This window comes from Falsiroseomonas stagni DSM 19981, assembly GCF_900114315.1.
Taxonomy (GTDB): Bacteria; Pseudomonadota; Alphaproteobacteria; order Acetobacterales; family Acetobacteraceae; genus Falsiroseomonas; species Falsiroseomonas stagni.
The window spans coordinates 13,994-34,833 of record NZ_FOSQ01000021.1; the positions used below are offsets into that span (position 1 = coordinate 13,994).

Sequence of the window (20,840 nt, forward strand, 5' to 3'; positions counted from 1 at the left end):
TCAGTGGATCGCCCCCTGCCTCATCAGTGCGGCGTAGATGTCACGCGTCGCCGCACCAAGGGACCGCGATAGTTCCTCAAGCGCTACGATCCGCTCCACCCGGGGCGCGACGCGCGCGGCTTCCTCCGCCGAGAGCAGCAGCGGCACCAACCCTGTGGCGCGGGCCAACCCGATCAGCAGCGCGTCGCGCGGCTCCGGGATGCTATCGTCCAGCAGCACATGGCGGAGCCGCGCCCGAACCTCCTCGACCTCCGCCCGTCCCTCTGCCTTCGGATAACGGCGCTCCGGGAAGACCCAGAGGAAACGGTCCTCCACCCGCCGCAAAACGCCGCCCTGCACCAGGCGCTCCAGCAATTGCGTGCGCATCGGGCCCGCACCTCTGGCGAAGGCCTGGATCCAGCCGCGGCTGGTGCGCGCGGCGCCCGGCGCTACCAACTGGGCCAGTGCGCCATCCAGCACCGCGTCGCCGACGGGCTTCGGATCCACGACCGTCAGGCAGTCGAGGTCCGTGTCAATGCGCCCGGCCAACGCCAGTTCCATGAGGATGGCGCCAACCAACGCCAAGTCGCCCGCCGGCCCCTTCAGACCGACGGGTTGGCCCGTCTCGTCATCGAGGAGGAGCAGCAGAATCTCCTCCGCCATCGTCAGCGCCATCGCATCCATCCCAGGCATCGCGATGGATTGTGCAACAAAAAAGGGGCGGCCGTGAGGCCGCCCCCACTTCACCACCGAAGGCTCTTTCTCAGCTGACGGTGATGTTGAACTGCCGGGCGACGGCGGTCCATTCCGTGATCTCGCGCCGCATCAGCGCGATGAAGTCCGCCCCCGCCGGCGGCGGGTTGCGCGGCATGGTCTGGAGTTCGACGAAGCGGCTGGCCAACTCCGGCCGCGCCAGGATCGGCGGGATGATGGAAGCGAGCTTCTCCACGATCGGCGCCGGCAGCCCCTTCGGCCCGGACAGGCCGAGCCACTGTGCGGAGGTCAGCTTGGGATAGCCGAGTTCCGCGAAGGTCGGCACGTTCGGGAACATCGCCAGCCGCTGGGCGGTGGAGACCGCCAGCGCGCGCAGCGACCCGTCGCGCATCTGCTGCGTGTTGGTGGTGATGGGGTCCACCATGCATTCAATGTTGCCCGCGAGCACGTCCTGCATGGCCGGCGCGCTGCCGGCATAGGGGATGTGGTCGAGGTTCGGCGCCGCCGCTTCCGCCGACAGCATAGCACCCAGCAGATGCGGCGCGGACCCGATGCCCGAGGAGCCGTAGCGGACCGGGCGCGTCTTCGCCGCCGTCAGCAGCTGTTCCAGCGTCTGGAACGGGGAGTTGGCGCGCACCAGGATGATGTTCGGCGCCTCCACCAGCTGCATGATGTGGGTGAAGTCGTTGATCGGGTCAAAGGGTAGGGTCGGGCGCGTCGCCGTGCTGAACACATGCACGGAGGCATGGCTGACCAGCAGCGTGTAGCCATCGGCAGGGGCCTTGGCGACGAGGTCGGTGCCGATGATGCCGCCGGCGCCCGGACGGTTCTCCACGACGATGTTCTGGCCCAGCGCCTGGGACATGGCCGGCGCCATCAGGCGGGCGACCGTGTCGACCAGCCCTCCCGGGGGGAACTGGGCGACCAGGCGGATGGTGCCGCGGCTGGGCCAGGCGCCCTGCGCGCGCAGCGCGGCCGGCGCGGCGAGGGTCCCGACGGCGCCGGCGGTCAGGCCAAGCAGGTGACGACGTTGCAACATGAATGCGCTCCCAGCGATCAGAACAGGCCGGGCAACCGCACAATTTCCAGGCACATCGCCCAGCACCGCATGCGGCAACCCCTACCTGCCCGTGGGATAGGCAAACACCATGCCGCGCGGATGGCCGGGGCGTGTCAGCGCCTCCACCTCACGCCTCCCGCTGCGCGGTCCCGATCCCGGCGCCGCGGATATCCGCCACCGCCACCGCCAGAGACCGGTTCAGGCTCTCGATCCGGGTGACGACCTCCAGCCAGGGCTGCACCCGCGCGAGTTCCGCCGCGGAGAAGATCAGCGGCAGCAGCCCCGCCGCCCGTGCCAGCCCGAGCAGCAGCGCATCATGCGGGTCGGGTATCTCCTCCCGCATCAGCAGGGCACGGAGCCGTGCCCGCGCTTCCGTCACCTCCGCCCGGCCTGGCGCCTTGGGGTAGCGGCGATCGGGCAGAATCCAGAGCAGGCGTTCATCGACGCGCTTCAGGATGCCGCGCACCACCAGCCGGTCCAGGATCACCGCCCGCGCCGCCGCCGCATCCCGCGCCAGCAGCGGGATGGCACCGCGCGCATCGATGGGCGCGCCCGGCGCGGCGAGGCGCGCCAGCGCGCCATCCAGCGCCTCGTCACCGGTCGGCGCGGCATCGACCAGGATCAGCCGATCCCGGTCCGTGTCCACCCGCCCCGCCAGCGCCAGTTGCATCAGCAGTGCGCCAGCCAGCGCGCGGTCGGGCGCCATGCCTGCGCGGCCGACCGGCCTCCCGGTCTCGTCATCCAGGGAGAGAAGGGTGATCTCCTCCGCCAGGCTGAGCGCGGCCTCCATCGGCCTCAGCCCTGCGCGAGCGCGGCGGACCAGGGCGACATCACGTCGGTGATGCCCTGGCGCGTGCCGTCGGCCGAGATACGGATCAGGTTCGGGCAGGCGAAGTTCACCGGCAGCACGGCGTGCTCCACGATCTCCAGCGGCCCCATCGCGGCCAGGGCATCGAGCGTCGCCTGGGGCAGGCGGCGGTCGGCGGTGGCGCCCTCCGGCCCGCTGACATCGATGCGCGGGAAGTGCGCCGCAGCCTCCGGATCCATCCCGAAGCCGGCCACAAGCGCCAGGGTCTGGTACACGGCGGCCAGGATCCGCCGCCCGCCGGAGGCGCCAAGTGCCATCTCCGGCACCCCCGCGGGGTCGGAGACCAGCACGGGCGACATATTGGTCAGCGGCCGCTTGCTCGGCCCGATCTGGTTGGGGGAACCCGGCCGCGGGTCGAACCACATGACGCCGTTGTTCATCAGCACACCAGACCCCGGCAGCACCACCCGGCTGCCCATGGAGGACAGCAGCGTGGTGGTCATCGCCACCATCATCCCGTCCTCGTCGCAGACGGTCAGGTGGGTGGTGCAGCTGTCGGCGCCCTTGGGCTCGGCATCGCCGAGGCCCTCCAGCCGCTCCGCATAGGCGGCCTGCATGGCCTTGGCGAAGGCGATGTGCCAGGCGGTTCCGGGCTCCGCGCCCGACCAATCCGCGCCTTCCATCAGTTCCATGACGCGGCGGAAGGTCGGCGTGGCGGTGAGGCCGTTGGAGAGGTGGAGCGTCCGCCCCCGCCACGGCACGGACACAGCCGGCAGCACCCGCGCCCGGCAGCCCGCGAGGTCGGCGGCGGAGAGCACGCCGCCCATCGCCTTCACATCCGTCGCGATGGAGGCCGCGATGTCACCCTCATAGAAGTCGCGGAACCCTGCGGCCTGCAGCCGCTCCAGTGTCGAGGCCAGGTTGCCGAGTGGGAAGAAGCCGGGCGTGCCCTGGTAGGGCGCGACGGGCGGCAGCCCACCCGGCAGGTAGATGCGCGCGGATTCGGCGTAGAGCTTCAGGGTGGACGCCGCATTCGCGATCTTCAGGGTCGTGAACCAGTCCTGCGCCAGGCCCCGCTTCGCGAGCGCGATCGCCGGCGCCAGCACGTCCCGCGCCGGCAGCCGCCCGCGCTTCTCATGCAGCAGCGCATAGCCCGCGACCGAGGACGGGATGACGAAGCTCATCGGGCCGTGGATGTTGCGGTCGCCCACCACCTCCGGCCAGGCGAACAGATCCTGCTTCATCCGCCCCGTGGTCGGAAAGTCCTTGGCATGGAGGCCCGCGGGCGAGACGGGCCCGAAATCGAAGGTTTCCGCCGCACTGCCTGGTGCCACCACCTGCGCGAAGCCGATGCCGCCGAGGCCGCTGTTCCAGGGCTCCATGGCCGCGAGCGCGAAGGCCATGCCGACCGCCGCATCCGCCGCATTGCCCCCGGCAGCCAGGATGGCGATGCCCGCTTCCGCCGCGTCGCGGGACTGGCTGGCGACCATCCCGCGCCGGCCAGTCGCGGCCGGCTTGGAGACCTGCCAGTGCTGGCTGACATGGACAGGCGGGGTGTAGATGAGCGGCATCAGGTTGTGTCCTCCGAGGCGTGCAGGATCGACCCGCCGGACGCGATCGACAACCCCGGCGCTAGCTGGCCGCCAGAATGCCGCTGGCAACCGTCGGGATTGCATTCCTTCCTTGCCTGCCAACGGAAGTTTCCATGCTGCAAACCGCCTTCATGGCATCCGGGGCAATTCCCTCCTCGCGGAAGACCCCCTAGGGTGATCGCGTGCCGGCCCCGCGCGGCACACCCTGATCTACCCGGCGCCTTTCCTGCGGCAGCGCCTGTTGAAGCAGTCGAGGCTTTGGAATGTCCGGCGTGATCGCCGGTCGCTACGAGTTGCGCGAGATCATCGGCCGCGGGGCATCCGGCGTGGGGGTGGAGGCTGTGGACCGCCGGCTGGGCCGCTTGGTCGCCCTCAAGATGATGCGCGGCCGCACCAGCCCGGAGGAACGCCAGCGCATGGAGCGGGAAGTCAGCGTCTCCAACCGCCTGAACCACGGCAACCTGGTCACCGTGCATGACGCGGGGATGCATGAGGGCCTGTTCTACATCGTCATGGAACTCGTGATCGGAGAGCCGCTGGGAGCGCCCATGCGGCGCGGGGAGATCTCGCCCCGGGACGCGGTTTCGATCGTGGCGGCGCTGCTGAATGGCTAGCCCATGCCCGCGGCGTCGTCCACCGCGACGTGAAGCCGGCCAACATCCTCCTCACGATGAGCGAGAATACCGGTCACGGTACCCCGAAGCTGACGGATTTCGGGATTGCCCGCACGGAGGCGAGCGACCTGACACTGACCGGCACTCTGGCCGGTACCCCCGCCTACATGGCCCCCGAACAGTTGCGGGGCGAAGCCGCTGATGCGCGCGCGGACCTTTGGGGCCTGGGCGTCGTGCTGTTCGAGATGCTGGCGGGCCGGCATCCCTTCCGGCCGCCCGCTGATTTCTTCGCTGTGACCCACGCCATCATTCATCGCCCGACCCCGGCGCTCGGCAGCCTGGTGGCCGGCCTGCCGACGGGGCTGGAGGCCATCGTGGCTCGGGCAACGGCCAAGGTCGCCGCGGACCGGTTCGGGCATGCATCGGACATGGCCGACGCCCTGCGGGCGGTGCTGGCATCCCCGGGACGCTGGCCGGAACGCAGCGCCTTTCTGGCGCAGGAGGAGCCGGAGGACACGACGAGGCGGGTGGGCGCGGCGGGCTGCACCTGACCCAGGTGGTTCAGCCCTTCTGGCTGTCCGCTAGGCCCTTGCCCATCAGTAGCCCCATCTCCCCGGGGCGGTCGCTATAGCTCCGCATTGTGCGGTAGGGCACGTCGGTGACCTGAGCAATCAGGTTCAGCTTCTGCGCGACATCGAGCGCGCTGAACTTGCCCGCCCGCGGCCGCCTCTCATACAGCGCGGCGACGGCCTGCACGGTGCGGGGCGGGATCAGTCCCAGCACTCGCACATGCTCCGGCGTGATGTCGGCCGCGATCAGGGTCCGGTCCACCATGGAATAGGGCACCGGTGCCGCGGCCCGATGCGCGGGCGTCGCCGCGGCGGGCGCCGTCAGGCTCAACTCGCGGGCCGGAAAATCCAACTCCGCGCCATTCTCCTGCTCGATGAAAACGCGGTCGCCGTCGCTATCCAGCACCACGCCGCTGCGCTTGCCATCGCGGTGCCAGACCCTCTGCCCAACCTGGAACATGCGCCGATCCTCCTCAGCCACGCCGCGGGCGAGGATCGCCGGCGGATCGTCAGGCGCGGTTCTTGCCGAGCCGCCGGCGTTCCACCTGGCGTTCGAAGTCCAGGTCCTCATGCCAGGCGAGGTGCGCGTCCAGCGCCGCCTGCGCGCCGGCCGCGTCGCCGCGGGACAGGCGTTCCAGGATCTCCCGGTGTTCCTGCGCGATCCGCGGCTTCGGCCGCACATCATGGCCCAGGCCCCAGACGACCGATAGCTGCCGCGCCACGCTGAGCCAGAGGCCATGCAGCACGCCATTGCCCGACAGTCGGCAGAGTTCCCCGTGAAAGGCCTCGTCGGCCGCCACGATCGCCGCGGCATCGGGGCCGCTGGACACCGCCTCGTACCGTTCCGCCGCCCGCCAGGCCGGCGCCAGGCGTTCCGGCGTGGCAGGCCCGCTGCCGGAAATCTCCCGCAGCGCCAGCGTCTCCAGCGCCGTGCGGACGCGCATCAATTCCGCCACGTTGCGGTTGGTGATCTGCATCAGCCGCATGCCCTTGTAGGGCGTGCTGACGACGATGCCCTGGGATTCCAGGAGGCGCAGGGCCTCCCGCACGGGGACGCGGCTGATGCCGAGGTCGCGGGCGATCTCGGCCTCCACCAGCCGGTCGCCCGGCAGGAAGATGCCCCGGGCGGCCGCGGCGACGATCGCTTCCGCGGCCTGCTCGACCATGGTTCGCGGCTGAACAGGCGCCAGCCGGCGCGAATCCGACGCGGCCTCGACGTTCGGCGCTTCGACGGCGTCGGGGGAAAGGGTGATCACGATGCGGGGGGCCTCGGTCAATCGTATCCAGTCTAAATTCAATCTATTGGTTCGGTAAGCCACTTACTCGTGGGACTCGATGCCACCGCCGCAGTAGCACCGCAGTGTCGCATTCCTGCAACACGTTGCCCCCTTGCCGAATGACCGAATCCCTGGCTGTAGCCGCGTGGCGCGACCGGTACCACCAGAGTGTCCGGCGCGCCTGCCACAACCCTGCCGGGAGACACCCAACGATGTTCGGAATGTTCAAGAGCCAGGCGCCAGCCTTCGACCTCACGCCACGCAACTGCCTGGTCGCCAGCCTGCTCTACTGCATGGCCTCCGATGGCGAGATGGATCAGGAGGAGATCGGCCACCTCCTCTCAGTCATGGGCCCGGGCGCCACGCGCCAGGCCCTCGACAACGCGCTGCGCTACTGCCGCGCCACGCCGGCCGAGCAGTTCGCCGCCGCCGCCGCGCCCAAGCTGCGGCACGACCAGAAGCTCTGCATCATCCTGAACATGATCGACAGCGCCATGTCCGATGGCCAGGCGGAGCAGGAGGAGCAGCGCCTGGTCATGGGCTTCGTGCAGGCCTTTGGGCTGAGCGAGGCGGAGCTCGAGCCGCATTTCCGCAGCCTGACCGCCAAGAACGACCGGGCGGTCCTGGACCGCTAGGTCAGACCGGGGGGATGGCCTGTGCGGGTCATCCCCCTTGCCACATCAAGCAAATGCCCGCAGATGGCGCCCGGACGAGCACCCCGGCACGCCGGGGCAGGCAGGCGAGGAGATGGTTCGGTGCCCCAGACCGTGAAGATCGGCAACCTCGGCATGGAGGACGCCTTCCGCGCCTTCATCGAGGACGAAGCCCTGCCCGGCACCGGGATCGATCCCGCGCGCTTCTGGTCCTCCTTCGAATCCATCCTGCGCGAATGGGCGCCCCGCAATGCGGAGCTGCTGGCCAAGCGCGACGAGTTGCAGGCGAAGATCGATGCCTGGCACCGCGCCAACCCCGCCCGCCCCGTGGACCTGCCCGCCTATACCGCCTTCCTGAAGGAAATCGGCTATCTGGCGCCGGAGCCTGAGCCTTTCTCCGTCGGCACGACCGATGTCGATGCGGAGATCGCAACGATGGCCGGTCCGCAGCTGGTCGTCCCCGTCTCCAACGCCCGCTACGCGCTGAACGCTGCCAATGCGCGCTGGGGCAGCCTGTATGACGCGCTCTACGGCACGGACGCGATCCCGGAGGCAGACGGCGCCGAGAAGGGCAAGGGCTACAACCCCAAGCGCGGCGCCAAGGTCATCGCCTTCGCGCGGAAGGTTCTCGACCAGGCCGTGCCGCTCGCCGGCGGCGCCAGCCATGCCGACAGCGTCAGCTACGCCATCGAGGGTGGCACGCTTGTCGTGACACTCAAGGACGGCTCCAAGGCGCATCTTGCACGCCCTGGCCAGTGCATGGGCTACCAGGGCGAGACCTGGGCACCGAACGCCATCCTGCTCGGCAACAACGGCCTGCGCATGGAACTGCATATCGACCGCACCAGCGCCATCGGGCGGGACGATGCGGCAGGCGTCAGCGACCTGGTCGTGGAAGCCGCGCTGACCACGATCATGGATTGCGAGGACAGCGTCGCCGCGGTGGATGCCGCCGACAAGATCGACGTCTATCGGAACTGGCTCGGCCTGATGAAGGGCGACCTGACGGCTGACCTCGAGAAGGGCGGCAAGACGATCACCCGCCGGCTGAACGCCGACCGGGTGTGGAAGACCCCCGCCGGTGGCGCCATCACGCTGCATGGCCGCTCGGTCATGCTGGTGCGCAATGTCGGCCACCACATGATGACGGATGTCGTCACGCTGGACGGGCAGGAGATTCCGGAAACCGCGCTCGACGCCATGGTGACCGTCACCATCGCGCTGCACGACATCCAGCCGCCCGGCCGCGGCAAGCGGATGAACAGCCGCACCGGCAGCGTCTATGTCGTGAAGCCCAAGATGCACGGCCCCGATGAGGTCCGAGCGGCAGACCTTCTGTTCAAGCGGGTCGAGGATGCGCTCGGCCTGCCGCGCTACACCGCCAAGCTCGGCATCATGGACGAGGAACGCCGCACCACGGTGAACCTCGCCGCCTGCATTCGCGCCGTGAAGGACCGCGTGGTGTTCATCAACACCGGCTTCCTCGACCGCACGGGTGATGAGATCCACACGGCCATGGAGGCCGGCCCCGTCGTCCGCAAGAACGACATGAAGGGCCTGCCCTGGATCAAGGCCTATGAGGAGTGGAACGTCGATGTCGGCCTGGCGGCTGGCCTTCGCGGCCGCGCCCAGATCGGCAAGGGCATGTGGGCCATGCCGGACATGATGGCGGCGATGCTGGACCAGAAGGTCGGCCACCCCAAGGCCGGCGCCAACACCGCCTGGGTCCCCTCCCCTACCGCCGCCACGCTGCACGCGCTTCACTACCACCAGGTGGATGTCCCCGCCCGCCAGGCCGAGATTGCGGCCGGCGGCCCCCGCGGGAAGCTGGAGGACATCCTGACCGTCCCCGTCGCCACCAACACCAACTGGGCACCACAGGACGTACAGGCGGAGCTCGACAACAACGCGCAGGGCATCCTGGGCTATGTCGTGCGCTGGGTGGACCAGGGTGTTGGCTGCTCCAAGGTGCCGGACATCAACGATGTCGGCCTGATGGAGGACCGCGCCACGCTTCGCATCAGCAGCCAGCACATCGCCAACTGGCTGCGCCACAGCATCGTGACACGCGCCCAGGTGGAGGAGACGCTGAAGCGGATGGCGGCGGTGGTGGACCGCCAGAACGCTGGCGACCCACTCTACAAGCCCATGGCGCCGGGCTTCGACGGGCCGGCCTTCAAGGCTGCCTGCGACCTGGTTTTCGACGGCGCAACGCAGCCGAACGGGTATACCGAGTTCATTCTCACGCGGCGGCGTCGGGAAGCGAAGGCACTCTAGCCGCGCCGTACCCAACCCTCTCCCTGCCGGGGAGAGGGTATTTCGAGGCTGCCGCCGCATGATTCTCCGGCTGGTGGCGCCAGGACGGGTGCCCTAGCCTCGCAGCGCGATCACACTGCGGAGAGCGACACTGGTCCGATACGCCTTCCTGCTACTGCCCCTGCTGGCCGCCTGCGCCACCCGGTCGGAGGTAGTCGAACTGTCGCCGGAGGTCTTCGGCCTGACGACACACGCCACCACCCCCGCCACGGCGGCGCGGCGGGGCGTGGAACTGGCGCAGGCTTTCTGCGCGCAGCGTGAGCGCGGCTTCGACATCGTCCGCAGCGAGATCTGGCCGAACGAATACCGGATCGCCTTCCGCTGCCCGCGGATCATGCCCGACCCGGTCGCGGAAGCGCTGTCGGCGCCGGCCGCCGCTCCGCTACCCGCCCCCGAACCCACCGCCGCAACCCCGCGAAACCGCCGGGGCGTTCCCACCAGCCCCGGGCTCTTCTAGTATGCCGCCTTGGCAGCGGAAGCAGTGATGGCGGACGAGGACTGGACCATTCCCGCGGAAATGCGGCCCGACCCGGCCGACTACCGCTTCGACTTGGCGCGCACCCTGGCATCCGTGGTGTCGATCAAGTCGCGGGTGCCGGCCGACGCCTTCTCTGCCCGCACGCTGGGCACCGAACGCGAAGGCAGCGGCGTGGTGATCGGCGCGAAGGGGCTGGTGCTGACCATCGGCTACCTGATCGGCGAAGCCGACAGCATATGGATCACCACCGCCACCGGCCGCGTCGTCCAGGGCCATGGCCTCGCCTATGATTTCGAGACAGGCTTTGGCCTGGTGCAGGCCCTTGGTCGACTGGAGGCTCCGGCCATTCCTCTCGGCGCCGCGGCCCTGCCGGAAGCCGGCACGAACACGGTCCTGGCCGCCGCGCCGCATTCCGGCCGCCACGCCGCGGAAGGTGGCGCGCTGGCGTGCTCCATCGTCGCGAAGGAACCCTTCGCCGGCTATTGGGAATATCTGCTGGAGGAAGCGTTGTTCACCGCCCCAGCCCACCCCTCCTGGGGCGGCGCGGCGCTGATCGGGGAGGACGGGTCCCTGATCGGCATCGGGTCCCTGGTGCTCCAGCACCGGGATTCGAAGGGCAGGCGGCTCGACCTCAACATGGCGGTGCCGATCGGGCTGCTGCACCCGATCCTTGACGACATGACCAGTTTCGGGCGCGTCAACAAGCCGGCGCGGCCCTGGCTTGGCCTCTACTGCGCGGACCAGGAGGAAGGCATCATCGTCGCCTCGGTCGCCAGCAAGGGCCCGGCGGAGAAGGCGGGCATCAGGGCGGGTGACCGGATCGTCGGAATCGGCGGCGAGGATGCCGCAGACCTCGCCGCGCTGTGGCGGCGCCTCTGGTCGCTCGGCCAGGCCGGGGTGACGGTGCAGGTCGCGGTGGAACGGGATGGCCGCCGCTTCAGCCTGCCCGTCACCAGCGCTGACCGCACCAGTTTCATGAAGGCGCCACGGCTGCACTGACGGCTTCCGTGACCTTTAGGTCACTAGGGTCTGTTGACATTATCGGGTAGCGATGATGGCGGCGGCGAGGTTGATGGTGGCACGGAAACTCGTGTCGGTTTTGCAGAAGCGGGTGGCGACGGCTCGGAACTCCTTGAGTTTGGCGAAGCAGTTTTCGATGAGGTGGCGCCAGCGATAGATGTGTTTGTCGTAGGCGATGGAGGCCCTGCGGTTGCATTTGGGTGGGATGACCGCGGTCGCGCCGCGTGCGTCGAGGTCGGCCCGCAGCCAATCGACATCGAAGGCGCGGTCACCAAGCAGGGCGCCGAATGCCACGCCGTGAATCAGCGGTGGTACGCCGATGGTGTCGTGCCGTTGACCGTGCAGCAGCACGAAGCGGACGAGGTTCCCGAGCGCATCGGTAAGCGCCACGATCTTGGTGGTCAGGCCACCGCGGGATCGCCCGATCGCCTGATGCTGAGTCCCCCTTTTGCGCCACTCGCCTTCTGGTGAGCGGTGACGATGGTGCCGTCGATCAGCACATATTCGAAGTCCGGCTCGGCAGACCATCGCTCAAAGATGCGCTCGAACACTCCGGCGCGGACCCAGCGGCGGAACCGCTGGAAGACACTGTTCCAGTTGCCAAATTCCGGCGGCAGGTCGCGCCACGGCAGACCGGTTCGCACCCGCCAGAGCACCGCTTCCAGGAACAGCCGATTGTCCTTCGCGGTTACGCCACGATCACCCACTTTGCCTGGCAATAGCGGCGCTACCTGCGCCCAAGCCGCGTCGCTGATCACAAACCGATCCCGAAGCACCACGCCCGACCTCCGCCGAAGCAAAGGTTGAATCGCATTTCCGCGCTATCGGGAATCCCCTAATGTCAACAGATCCTAGACCGATTGTGCCATTTATGCCGATTATAAGGGTTTAGCAGCGCTTCCGGCGAGAGCATGGACGCACTTCTGGCGCGGCGACAGGATCATAACAAGAACGGAACAGCGGTTCCATGGTTGCGTCACCGGCGCCGCCAGCCCTGCGTCCGCCGCGCCGTCAGCGCCCCCACCCCCATCTGCGCCAGCTTGGCCAGGATCGCGACCCCCAGCAGCACACAGGCCATGGCGGCCGCGGCGCTGGCCTGGCCGGCCTCATCCATATGGACGACAGAGACCGAGGCCGGCTTGGTGTCAGGCCCGTAGAGGAAGATCACCCCGCTCACCGTCGTCATCGCGGTGACGAAGAGATAGACCCAGATCTCCAGGATCGCCGGCAGGCAGATCGGCAGCGTCACGCGGCGCAAGGTCTCCCACACCGGGACCTTGAGGCTGGCGCCCACCGCCTCGAACTCCGGGTCCAGCTGGCGGATGGCGGTTGTCGCCGCCAGGTGGCCCACGGTGTAGAAATGCACCAGCGAGTTCAGCACCAGGATCGCCAGCGTCCCGTAGAGGAAGCCGAGCGGGTTGGCGGGGTGGTTGAAGAACAGGATGTAGGCGAGGCCCAGTACCAGCCCGGGGATCGCCAGCGGCACGGTCGCCAGCAGTCCCACCGCACCGCGAAGCGCGCCGTCCCCGCCCGACAGTCGCGGCGCGCGTTCCATGACATACGCGCCGAGGAAGACGATGGCGGTGCCGATGCAGGCGGTGGTCAGCGCCATGCGGATGGAGGTACCGACCGCGCCCCAGCCGGAGGAGTCGAATCGGCCGAAGTCGTAATTATCCAAGGTCAGCGACAGGTTCCAGGGCCAGAAGCGCACCAGCGACCCCCAGGCGGCCACGGCGACGATGCCGACCAGCACGCCGGCCATGGCGACGCAGAACAGCGTCAGCGGCAGGTCCCGAGCCAGGCGTCGCTTCGGCACCAGCGGCACGGCGCGGCCGGTCAGCGTCGCGGCCCGCTTGCCCTCCGCCCAGCGTTGCAGGGCAAAGGCCAGCAGCGCGGGCAGCAGCAGCACCAGGCCCACGACCGCGCCCATGTTGAAGTCCTGCAGCCCCACGACCTGCTTGTAGACATCGGTCGCCAGCACCGGGAATTGCCCGCCGATCACCTTCGGGATGCCGAAATCCGTGACAACGGCCGTGAAGGTGACGACCGCGGCGGAGACGATGCCGAAGCGGGCGCCCGGCAGCGTCACGGTGGCAAAGATACGCGCGCGGCCAGCCTTCAGCGCCTCCGCCGCCTCGTAGAGTCGCGCATCCGCCGTGGCCAGGGCCACAGAGAGGATGATGGCGGCGGAGGGAAAGGTGCTGAAGACCTGCGCCACGATGATGCCGGGTGCGCCGTAGATGTTCTCCATCGGCAGCATCCAGCGCAGCATTCCCTGGTTGCCGAAGAGGTAGATGAGCGACAGCGCTGGCAGCAACGACGGCGCAAGGATCGGCAGTAGCATCACCGCGCGGAAGACGGGCTTGAAGGGCAGGCGCGACCGCGCCAGCGCATAGCCATAGGTGAAGGCCAGCGGCACGACGATCACCATGGTCAGCGCCGCCGTCCAGATGCTGTTCCAGGCGGATCGCAGCAATGCCGGCGTGCTGACATAGGTGGCGAAGTTCGCCAGCCCCACGAAGTGGCCCGACTGATCCTCGAAGGCCCGCGACAGCAGCACCGCCATCGGCAAACCGAGTGCCAACAGAAGAAAGCCGCCGGCGAGCCAGAGGCCAGCGCGCATCAGGCGCTGGTCGGCGGAGGCCTCGACGCGGACAAGCGGGCCGGCCAGGACGTCACTCATCCCCGGGGAAGACCATGATCCGGTCAGGCGGGATGGCGGACAGCACCTCCGCCCCCGGCAGCGCGCCGACCGCCCGGACCAGGTCGGGGGCGGCATCGGCCTCCAGCCGGAAGGCGCCGCGTTCCAGCGCGATCCGGCAGGTGGGGCCGAGATACTCCAGATGCGTCACCAGCATCGGCAGGGCGCCAGGCATCCCCTCCGCTGCCGGCCCCAGGCGCACATCCTCCGGCCGCACGAAGGCGCGGATGGCGGTGCCGTACAGCATGCCCTGCGCCGCCTCCGCGGGCAGGGTGATGCCATGGGTGGAGATCGTGCCCGGCGCCGCCTGCACCACCGCGTCGAAGGCGGAGGAGCGGCCGACGAAACTGGCCACGAAGGCGGTGGCTGGCGTGCGGTAGACCTCCTCGGGGGTCCCGACCTGCTGCACATGGCCGCGGCTCATGACCAATATCCGGTCGGAGACGCCCATCGCCTCCTCCTGGTCATGGGTCACCATGATCGTCGTGACGCCGAGGCGGCGTTGCAGCGCGCGGATTTCCTGCCGCAGGTGCAGGCGGACGATGGCGTCGAGCGCGGAGAGCGGTTCGTCCAGCAGCAGCAGGCCGGGCTCCGGCGCCAGCGCGCGGGCCAGCGCCACGCGTTGTTGCTGGCCACCCGAGAGCTGCGCCGGATACCTTTTTGAGTGCTCCGCGAGGCCGACGAGGTCGAGCAACTCGGCCACGCGCGCGGCGACGCGCTTCGCCGGCCAGGCGGGGCCGCGCAGGCCGTAGGCGATGTTGTCGGCCACGGAGAAATTCGGGAACAGCGCGTAGCTCTGGAAGACGATGCCGAAATCCCGCGCCGCCGGCGGCAGGCCGGTGATGTCCCTCCCGGCCTGGCGGATCACGCCCGTCGTCGCGGGATCAAGCCCCGCGATGGCACGCAGCAGCGTCGTCTTCCCGCAGCCGGAGGGGCCGAGGAAGGAGATGAACTCCCCTTCCCGGACCCTGAGGCTGACATCCTTCAGCGCGACGAAGGTGCCGAACTGCTTCCCCAAAGCGACGATGTCGAGATACGGTGCCTGGGTCGCCGCACGGCGGATGCCGCCCTGCAGCAGCGTGTCGAGGGCGGTCATGCCGGCCCGCTCAGCGCGGCGCCGACTTGCCGTCGAAGCGCTGCGACCATTCGCGCAGGATCCGGTCACGCTGCAGCGCCGTCTCCCGGAAGTTCACATTCACCAGGCGCTGCGCGAATTCCGGCGGGTAGTTCCGCACGGTGGCGTCCACGCCCGGCATCGCGAGCAGCGCGTAGAAGCGGCCATATTGCTCCATGGCGGGGCGGGAGACCGCGAAATCGGCCAGCCGCTTCGCCGCATCCAGGTTCCGCGTACCACGCATGATGGCGGTGCCTTCCAGGTCGAAGCCAACCCCATCGGTCGGGATGATGACCTCGATCGGCGCGCCCTGGTTGCGCAGCGTGACGGCGCGCATGTCGAGCGAGATGCCGACGCCGTACTCGCCGCGGGCGGCATTGTTGCAGGGGGCGCTGCCGGAATGGGTGTAGACCTGGATGTTGTCATGCAGGCGGGTCATGTAGGTCCAGGCATTCGCCTCCCCCATCGATCCCATCCAGCCCGCGACGGTCAGGAAGCCGGTGCCGCTGGATGACGGGTTGGGCATGGCAACCTGGTTGCGGAAGCGCGGATCCAGCAGATCGGCCCAGCTGGTGGGGCGCGGCAGGTTGCGCTGCGCGGCGACGGCCGTGTTGAAGCAGATGGTGGAGACGAAGGCATCCATGCCCGTCCAGGTCATCGGGCTGCGGTCGCTGCGCATGTTGGCGCGCAGCGCATCGGCGCCGGCAGGGGTGTAGCCCTCCAGCATCTCGAGCGCTTCCATCTGCAGCAGCGAATAGACGGAAAGGCCCCAGACGACGTCGGCGCGGGGGTTCTGGCGTTCGGCGATCAGGCGGGCGGTGATGACGCCGGTGCTGTCGCGCACCCAGACGACCTCGATATCCCGCACCGCGGCCTCGGCAGCGGCCTTGAAGGGGGCGAGCTGCTCGTTCTCGAGCGCCGTGTAGACCGTGAGGCGGGTCCGGGACTGCGCCTCGGCCTCGGTGAGCGGGAGCACGGCCAGCAGGCCGGCGGCGATAAAGGCGAAACGCATGCGAATGGGGTCCTTCCCTGGCGCGCGTTTCCTGCCCTATCGCGATCTGGCGTCGCGGTAATGACGATAGTGTTTCAGTTCGGCGTCACGCGTCAATCCGGGGTCAAGGCGCTTCTCCCGCCGCCATCCGCTCCTCGATCGCAGTGATGGCCCAGGGCAGGTCGGCGATGCTGTCGATCACCAGATGGGCGCCCGATCCCACCAGTTCCGCCGTCGCGCGGTCACGGATGGCGTCGCGTTCGGCGTCGTCCAGCGCGGCGAGTTCCCCGGCGGAGAGGCCGGCGATGTTGCCGGACAGCGCGAGCCCCACGGTCCAGGTGCCGGCCTGCCGACCCTCCCCGATTCCCGGCGGCGTGTCGTCCACCTTCACCACGGCAGCGGCCGGCCAGATGCCCATCTCCGCCATCACCTTCCACATCTGGAGCGGTGCCGGGCGGCCGGCGGCAAGGTCGCCCGCGCAGACCATGATCTCCGGGGTGAAGCCCTGCGCGGCGGCCAGTGGCGCCAGGCGCTGCATGATCGGCCGGGTGTAGCCGGTGGTGGAACCAACCCGGATGCCGCGTTCCGCCAGCGCCGCCAGCGTCTCGCTCGCGCCAGGGATCAGGGCGCTATGGGCCTCGACGGCCGCGATGTTCAGGGGCTCGAAGACCTCGAAGATCGCCTGCACATCGGCCTCGTTGAAGTCCCGACCGTGCTTCGCGCGCCAGGATTCGTTCACCGCCGCGCCGACCATCCGGATGTGGTCCGCCTTGGCCATGCCCATCGGCCCGCGCGCATCGGCGATGGAGATGGCGACGCCGAATTGCGCGAAGGCGTCGACGAAGGCGCCCATGGGCGCGCGGCTGCCATGGTCCAGCACCGTGCCGGCCCAGTCGAGAACTACAGCCTTGATCATGCGGGCAGACCCCAGGTGGTGAAGACATCGGCGGCCAGGCCGAAGGCGGTGGAGGCACCAGTGCCGGAGGTGACGGAGACGAGCATGACGCCCGGCGCCACCTCCTCGAAGAACGCATCCTCGGGGCCGGAGGGATAGACCCCGATCCAGCGGTCGATGACCGGCGGCGGCGCACCCAGCACCTTCGCGTATTCGTCGAGGATCAGCGCATCCACCGCCTCCGGCTGGAAGGGATCGGGGGTGGGGTCGTAGTGGTGGCTGTCGCCGACCACCAGCGACCCGTCCGCGGATTGCACGACGATGAGGTGCACCCCGTTGTCGAGATGCAACTGCTGGTCCCGCGCGAGCTCGGCGCGCAGCGCGGGCAGCGAGGGGCAGCCATGGTAGCCGCGGTAGCGATGCAGGCCGAGGTCGCTCATCACCGCCGCCGGCAGCCGCCAGCCAGGGTCGGCAAGGCGCAGCATGTGCAGCTTGCAGAGCGTCACCTGCCGCTTCGCGAAAGCATCGGGGAACAGGGAGACAAGATCCGTGCCAGGACAGACCGCGATCCGGTCGGCGTGGAGCGTCCCCTGCGGCGTCTCCACCCGGCCAGTGGAGACAGAGAGCGCGACGCGCTGGGGCATGAAGGTCACGCCGAGGGCGGCCGCCATCCAGGCGCGCAGCTTCGGGATGGCGTCGCGGCTTTCCACCCGCAGTTCATGCGGCGAATGCAGCGCGGCCCGCACGGCGCCGTCCTGACGCAGAGGGTCCGGCAGCGCGCCGGGGCGCAGCACCGTGCAGCCTTCCCCCATCGGGCCGGCGGCGAATTCCTCGATGACGGCGACGGCCTCGGGCCGGCGGGCGGCCATCAGGGTGCCGCGATGAATCACGGGAATGCCCGCCTTGGGCGCGACATCGGCCCAGACATCGCGGGCGTGGCGGGCGCGGCGCCAGGTATCCGGCGCGCCCTGGCCGGTGACGGTCACGAAGCCGAAATTGCGGATGGAGGCGCCGTTGGCCCGCACATCCCGATCCAGGACCCCCACCCTCAGCCCCGCCTGCGCCCCCTTCAGCGCATGGGCGAGCCCCACGATGCCGTGGCCGATGACGAGGAGGTCGAAGCGCGTGTCTTGCATGCGGTGCAGCATCGGCACGGTGCCGCAACCGCACAAGGGACAATTCAGAAGCGATTGGGGGAGAAGACGCGCGGCGCCCCCATCCGCCCCCTGATGCCATCTGCCACCAGCTGCCCGGCGATGGGGCCGAGGGTCCAGCCATTGAAGGTGACGGCGTGGTGCAGGCCGGGCACGCGGGAATCGGCGCCGATGATCGGCCCCGGCACCTGAACATTCACCCCCGTCCAGACGCGGATGACATGGAGCCCGGCCATGGCGGGCAGCACGGTGCGGGCGACGTAGAGGTTGCCCTCGATCGAGGCGCGGAGGTTGCGCGGTCGGCCGGCCGCATCCGTCACGCCGGGCCAGGCGCCGCCGATCACCAGATGCCCCGCATCGCCCTGCTTGACGGAAAGGTGCCGCCCGGAATGGAGGATGAGGTGGCGCATGATCTCGGTGCCCGACGCCTCCGTCGCCATGACCTGCTGCACGGCCGCGCGCACGGGGATCGGTGCGCCCAGCATGGCGCCGAGTTGCCCGGCCCAGGGCCCGGTCGCGTTCACCACCTGGCCGGCGCGGATGCGCAGGCCGTCGGCCGTTTCCGCGACGAAGCCGCTCCCCTCCCGCGCGATGGCGGCGATGGCTGTGCCGGGGCGGATGCGCACGCCGGCGCGGGTGGCGGCGCGCAGCAGCACGGTGAGGCCGCGCAGAGGGTCCATCTGGCCCTCATCCGGGCAGAAGGCGGCGCCGGCAAAGCCCGGGGCCAAATAGGGCGCCAAGGCGTAAAGCTCATTGGGGCCAAGCACGTCATTGGCCAGGCCGAACTGCCGCTCCATCGCGACCTTGTCGGTCAGCGCCCGCATCTGCGCCGCCGTCTCCGCCAGCATGATCCCGCCCTCGGTGCGGATGCCGAGCGCCTCGCCCTCCTGCGCCGCAATCGCACGCCACAGGCGGATGCTTTCGGGGCCGATGGCGAGCACCTGGGCGGCAGCGCTGTCCGGCCCCTCCGCCGCGCCGGCGCTGTCATAGGCGTGGAGCTGGACATGGAGGCTGCCGGCATTGGCGGTGGTGGCGCCCTGGCCGGGCTCCGCGCGTTCCACCACCAGCACGTCCATGCCTTCGCGGGCGCAGGCGAGCGCGGTGGAAAGGCCGAGGGCGCCGCCGCCGATGACAAGGACCTCGCAATCCCGCGTCTCACCGGTCAGCGGCGCGCGCTGCGCGGGGGCGGTCGGGCCGGGATCGGCGGAGGGGCCTTCCTCCCATTCCGGCTTCTCCATGGCCAGCGCGATGGCGGGCACGGGCTTGAGAGGCGCGCGGGGGGCGGCGAAGCCGGCTTCCTCCGAGGCGCCGACCAGGCGGGCGACGGTGGCGCCGCACATCCGGCCCTGGCAGCGGCCCATGCCGGCGCGCGTCGCCTTCTTCACGGCACCCAGCGAACAGGCGCCCTCGGCCCTGGCGGCGCGCAGCGTGCCAGCAGTGACTTCCTCACACCGGCACACCAGGGTGGTGTCGGCGATGGCCGTCACGTCGAAGGGCGGCACGGCGAAGAAGCGCCACAGCGCATCCTGGAAGTCGATGGCGCGGGCCAGGGCGCGGCGGGAGGCGGCGTCCTCCGGCACATCCGGCAGCAGATCCCGCGCGGCGGCGAGCCCCGCGAGACGGCCGCGCGCGAGCGCGATGCGCGATCCGCCGACCTGCGCGCCATCGCCGACCGCGAAGATGGCGGGCAGGCTGGTGCGGCCGTCATCGTCGGTGACGGTCTCCAGCCTTCCGAGACCCGAATCCTGGAAGCGATGCGCGCAGCCCAGTGCGCGGGCGAGCCCCGTCTCCGGCTGGAAGCCGAGGTTGAGCGCCAAGGCATCGGCCTCGATCGTGATCTCGCCGCTGGGGGTCGCGGCGCGGAGGCGGGCGAAGCGGCCCTCCCCTTCGGCGGCGACGGGCGTGGCACCCCAGATCAGGGGGACGCCGGCGCGCTTCAGCGTGGCGAGGTAGCGGGCTCCGTCCCAGGCAAGGTCCGGCGCCTTCGCGGCAAGGCGGAGCGCCTGGCGCCATTCGAGGAAACCAGGCTTCGGCGCGGCTTCCAGCACGGCGGCAACCTGCACGCCGCCCTCCACCAATTCGCAGGCCAATTGCAGGTTGAGCGGGCCGTTGCCCGCGATCACCACGCGTTCGCCGGGGGAGACGCGGTTGGCGCGGGCGAGGGTCTGAAGACAGCCCGTGGTCATCACGCCCGGCAGGGTCCAGCCAGGGATGGGCACGGGCCGCTCATGCGCACCGGCGGCGATCACCAGTCGGCGGGGGCGGAACAGCACGTTGCGGCCCTCGACCAGGGCAGCGATCTCGTGCTCCGAGAATCCGCCCCAGACGGTGGCGCCGAAGTGGAACGTCACGCCGGCGGCCTTCGCGCGGTCGCGCAGCGCGTCGCCCTGGCGGAACTGGCGGTCCGGCGCGGCGTGGCGGTGGCTTTTCGACAGCGGCTTCAGGTACTGCCCGCCCGGAGCGTCACGCTCATCCAGCGCGATCACGCTTGCACCCGCTTCCGCCGCGGCGATGGCGGCGGAGAGGCCGGCGGGACCCGCGCCCACCACCAGCACGTCGCAGCCCCGCTGCTCCGCCTGGTGCTCGGCGAGGGGCGCGAGCGGCGCGGGGCGTTCCGGGGCCGCGCGCTCCACGCGCATGCCGGGCTCCACCTTCGCCAGGCAGGCGCGCTGGTTGGCGCGGCCGTCGATCGTCACCAGGCAATCGAAGCAGGCACCCATGCCGCAATGCAGGCCGCGCGGCGCGCTGGATGCCGTATACCGCAACACCATCTCGCCAGCCGCCGAGAGCGCGGCTGCCACCGTCTCCCCGGGCAGCGCGGGAATCGGGCGGCCATCGAAGGTGATGCCCACGGCTTCGGCAGCGGGATGGATGTCCGGATGGGTCAGGCGCATGGAGTGGGCTT

General features: G+C 69.9%; 18 protein-coding genes and 1 pseudogene. 6 read left to right on the forward strand and 13 right to left on the reverse strand.

Going from position 1 to position 20,840, the window contains the following annotated elements; genetic code table 11:
- The 4 genes from BM041_RS27940 to BM041_RS27955 all read right to left on the reverse strand — a co-directional run bounded on the left by BM041_RS27940 (position 1) and on the right by BM041_RS27955 (position 4,132).
- A complete protein-coding gene (locus tag BM041_RS27940) occupies positions 1-672 on the reverse strand; it encodes a GOLPH3/VPS74 family protein (protein ID WP_092963210.1) in 672 nt (223 codons plus the stop codon).
- A 70-nt stretch (positions 673-742) separates the two neighbouring features.
- Positions 743-1,732, reverse strand: a complete 990-nt coding sequence (locus BM041_RS27945) for a Bug family tripartite tricarboxylate transporter substrate binding protein (RefSeq protein WP_092963211.1) — start codon at positions 1,730-1,732, stop codon at positions 743-745.
- Positions 1,733-1,880: 148 nt separating this feature from the next.
- The gene (locus tag BM041_RS27950; RefSeq protein WP_092963212.1) at positions 1,881-2,543 is read right to left on the reverse strand and encodes a GOLPH3/VPS74 family protein; all 663 of its coding nucleotides are present in this window, start codon (positions 2,541-2,543) and stop codon (positions 1,881-1,883) included.
- A 5-nt stretch (positions 2,544-2,548) separates the two neighbouring features.
- Positions 2,549-4,132, reverse strand: coding sequence for a gamma-glutamyltransferase (locus tag BM041_RS27955; protein WP_092963213.1), 1,584 nt, complete (start codon positions 4,130-4,132; stop codon positions 2,549-2,551).
- A gap of 284 nt (positions 4,133-4,416) precedes the next feature.
- On the opposite strand from BM041_RS27955, the gene BM041_RS31985 reads away from it, so the two are divergent.
- Both BM041_RS31985 and BM041_RS31990 read left to right on the forward strand, forming a co-directional pair.
- Positions 4,417-4,767 carry a protein kinase domain-containing protein gene (locus BM041_RS31985; RefSeq protein WP_092963214.1) on the forward strand — a complete coding sequence of 117 codons (351 nt, stop codon included), beginning with the start codon at positions 4,417-4,419 and terminating at the stop codon, positions 4,765-4,767.
- 14 nt (positions 4,768-4,781) lie between these two features.
- A pseudogene (locus BM041_RS31990) lies at positions 4,782-5,318 on the forward strand (serine/threonine-protein kinase); the annotation flags it as partial.
- A gap of 10 nt (positions 5,319-5,328) precedes the next feature.
- Here BM041_RS31990 and BM041_RS27970 read toward each other — a convergent pair.
- Together BM041_RS27970 and BM041_RS27975 are read right to left on the reverse strand one after the other, a co-directional pair.
- Positions 5,329-5,796 carry a hypothetical protein gene (locus BM041_RS27970; RefSeq protein ID WP_092963216.1) on the reverse strand — a complete coding sequence of 156 codons (468 nt, stop codon included), beginning with the start codon at positions 5,794-5,796 and terminating at the stop codon, positions 5,329-5,331.
- A gap of 49 nt (positions 5,797-5,845) precedes the next feature.
- Positions 5,846-6,502 (reverse strand): GntR family transcriptional regulator, encoded by a 657-nt coding sequence (locus BM041_RS27975; RefSeq protein ID WP_217648870.1) that lies wholly within the window; start codon positions 6,500-6,502, stop codon positions 5,846-5,848.
- Positions 6,503-6,825: 323 nt separating this feature from the next.
- On the opposite strand from BM041_RS27975, the gene BM041_RS27980 reads away from it, so the two are divergent.
- The 4 genes from BM041_RS27980 (at position 6,826) to BM041_RS27995 (ending at position 11,059) form a co-directional block, all read left to right on the forward strand.
- Positions 6,826-7,248 carry a tellurite resistance TerB family protein gene (locus tag BM041_RS27980; protein ID WP_092963218.1) on the forward strand — a complete coding sequence of 141 codons (423 nt, stop codon included), beginning with the start codon at positions 6,826-6,828 and terminating at the stop codon, positions 7,246-7,248.
- A 120-nt stretch (positions 7,249-7,368) separates the two neighbouring features.
- Positions 7,369-9,543 (forward strand): malate synthase G, encoded by a 2,175-nt coding sequence (locus BM041_RS27985; protein WP_281244717.1) that lies wholly within the window; start codon positions 7,369-7,371, stop codon positions 9,541-9,543.
- 265 nt (positions 9,544-9,808) lie between these two features.
- The gene (locus BM041_RS27990) at positions 9,809-10,039 is read left to right on the forward strand and encodes a hypothetical protein (RefSeq protein ID WP_092963220.1); all 231 of its coding nucleotides are present in this window, start codon (positions 9,809-9,811) and stop codon (positions 10,037-10,039) included.
- Positions 10,040-10,048: 9 nt separating this feature from the next.
- On the forward strand, positions 10,049-11,059 hold the full coding sequence (locus tag BM041_RS27995; protein WP_245762296.1) for a S1C family serine protease: 1,011 nt from the start codon (positions 10,049-10,051) through the stop codon (positions 11,057-11,059).
- 39 nt (positions 11,060-11,098) lie between these two features.
- Here the strand turns inward: BM041_RS27995 and BM041_RS32115 are convergent.
- From BM041_RS32115 to BM041_RS28030, 7 genes are all read right to left on the reverse strand, one after another.
- Positions 11,099-11,856, reverse strand: a protein-coding gene (locus BM041_RS32115) for an IS5 family transposase (RefSeq protein WP_092963257.1) whose coding sequence is annotated in 2 segments (ribosomal slippage) — positions 11,099-11,520 and positions 11,520-11,856 — 759 coding nt in all. Because the reading frame shifts where the segments join, the coding sequence is not laid out codon by codon here.
- A 200-nt stretch (positions 11,857-12,056) separates the two neighbouring features.
- On the reverse strand, positions 12,057-13,763 hold the full coding sequence (locus tag BM041_RS28005) for a putative 2-aminoethylphosphonate ABC transporter permease subunit (protein WP_092963222.1): 1,707 nt from the start codon (positions 13,761-13,763) through the stop codon (positions 12,057-12,059).
- Entirely contained in the window at positions 13,756-14,877 is a 1,122-nt protein-coding gene (locus BM041_RS28010) for an ABC transporter ATP-binding protein (protein ID WP_092963223.1), read from the reverse strand. Before BM041_RS28010 ends, BM041_RS28005 begins: the two co-directional genes overlap by 8 nt.
- A 10-nt stretch (positions 14,878-14,887) precedes the next feature.
- Positions 14,888-15,907, reverse strand: a complete 1,020-nt coding sequence (locus BM041_RS28015) for a putative 2-aminoethylphosphonate ABC transporter substrate-binding protein (protein WP_092963224.1) — start codon at positions 15,905-15,907, stop codon at positions 14,888-14,890.
- A gap of 103 nt (positions 15,908-16,010) precedes the next feature.
- Positions 16,011-16,802, reverse strand: a complete 792-nt coding sequence (gene phnX / locus BM041_RS28020; RefSeq protein WP_092963225.1) for a phosphonoacetaldehyde hydrolase — start codon at positions 16,800-16,802, stop codon at positions 16,011-16,013.
- Positions 16,799-17,917, reverse strand: a complete 1,119-nt coding sequence (locus BM041_RS28025; protein ID WP_217648871.1) for a TIGR03364 family FAD-dependent oxidoreductase — start codon at positions 17,915-17,917, stop codon at positions 16,799-16,801. Before BM041_RS28025 ends, phnX begins: the two co-directional genes overlap by 4 nt.
- A 44-nt stretch (positions 17,918-17,961) precedes the next feature.
- Positions 17,962-20,829 (reverse strand): FAD-dependent oxidoreductase, encoded by a 2,868-nt coding sequence (locus BM041_RS28030; protein WP_092963227.1) that lies wholly within the window; start codon positions 20,827-20,829, stop codon positions 17,962-17,964.
- Positions 20,830-20,840 lie beyond the last annotated feature (11 nt).